The sequence below is a fragment of the Caenibacillus caldisaponilyticus genome, assembly GCF_002003465.1.
Classification (GTDB): Bacteria; Bacillota; Bacilli; order Bacillales; family Sporolactobacillaceae; genus Caenibacillus; species Caenibacillus caldisaponilyticus.
In genome coordinates, this window is record NZ_BDDQ01000161.1 from 1 (window position 1) to 1,120 (window position 1,120).

1 protein-coding gene and 1 rRNA gene are annotated in these 1,120 nt (G+C 53.3%); one reads left to right on the plus strand and one right to left on the minus strand.

Annotation, left to right across the window (positions count from 1 at the left end):
* Positions 1–354 (minus strand): helix-turn-helix domain-containing protein (locus CCB157_RS17025; RefSeq protein WP_143287143.1); only part of this gene is annotated, 354 nt, incomplete at its 3' end.
* A gap of 301 nt (positions 355–655) precedes the next feature.
* Between CCB157_RS17025 and CCB157_RS17030 the strand changes: the two genes are divergently transcribed.
* Positions 656–1,120 (plus strand): 16S ribosomal RNA (locus CCB157_RS17030); the annotation flags it as partial.

Sequence of the window (1,120 nt, forward strand, 5' to 3'; positions counted from 1 at the left end):
TTTGGGCGGGATGTTGGCTTGGCATCGGATTCGACGGACCGTAGAAGGGCTGACCCGGATTCCCTCCTGTTTGGCCAATAATTCGGAGAAATGGACATCATTGCAGTGCCGATATTTTTCACTTTGGCGGAGATTCAGGATTTTTTGCCGGATGTCTTCGGATAAGGCATGTGCAGGTTTTCGCCCCCGGTTTTTGTGAATGACTCCGTTTTCATCCTCCTCAAGGACTCGTTTTTTGAGGCGATAAACCTGACGAAGACTTAGCGATAACAATTCGGCAGCTTGTTTTCCCGTGATATACCCTTCGATCCATTGACGAATGACTTTGTAACGCTTCAATTCTTTTTTGCTCAATGGAATTCGCTCCTGTCTCATACTGACATTTTCACTGAAGCGTTACAATATGACAATATCACAGACGAACAACATGAAACCCGTGTAACGGGTTGACAACTACACCGCGATGCGCTATACTATCAAAGTCGCAAACGGGTTACAACGGTTGCGATGGAGATCGTTCCTTGAAAACTGAACAAAAGCCAAGCGCGAGTGAAAAGGGCAACCTTTTCCGGACGCCACGGATGAAACGGATGTAAAGGTTACGATGGACCGATGCGATCGGTCGTCGTTTTCGAGACGCCGGAAGGCGTCAGCTTTTACGGAGAGTTTGATCCTGGCTCAGGACGAACGCTGGCGGCGTGCCTAATACATGCAAGTCGAGCGCGGGAAGCGGACGGATCCCTTCGGGGTGATGTCCGTGGAACGAGCGGCGGACGGGTGAGTAACACGTGGGCAACCTGCCCGTAAGACCGGGATAACTCCGGGAAACCGGGGCTAATACCGGATAGGCTTTTGCCCCGCATGGGGCAAAAGGGAAAGATGGTTTCGGCCATCGCTTACGGATGGGCCCGCGGCGCATTAGCTAGTTGGTGAGGTAACGGCTCACCAAGGCGACGATGCGTAGCCGACCTGAGAGGGTGATCGGCCACACTGGGACTGAGACACGGCCCAGACTCCTACGGGAGGCAGCAGTAGGGAATCTTCCGCAATGGACGCAAGTCTGACGGAGCGACGCCGCGTGAGCGAGGAAGGCCTTCGGGTCGTAAAGCTCTGTTGTCGG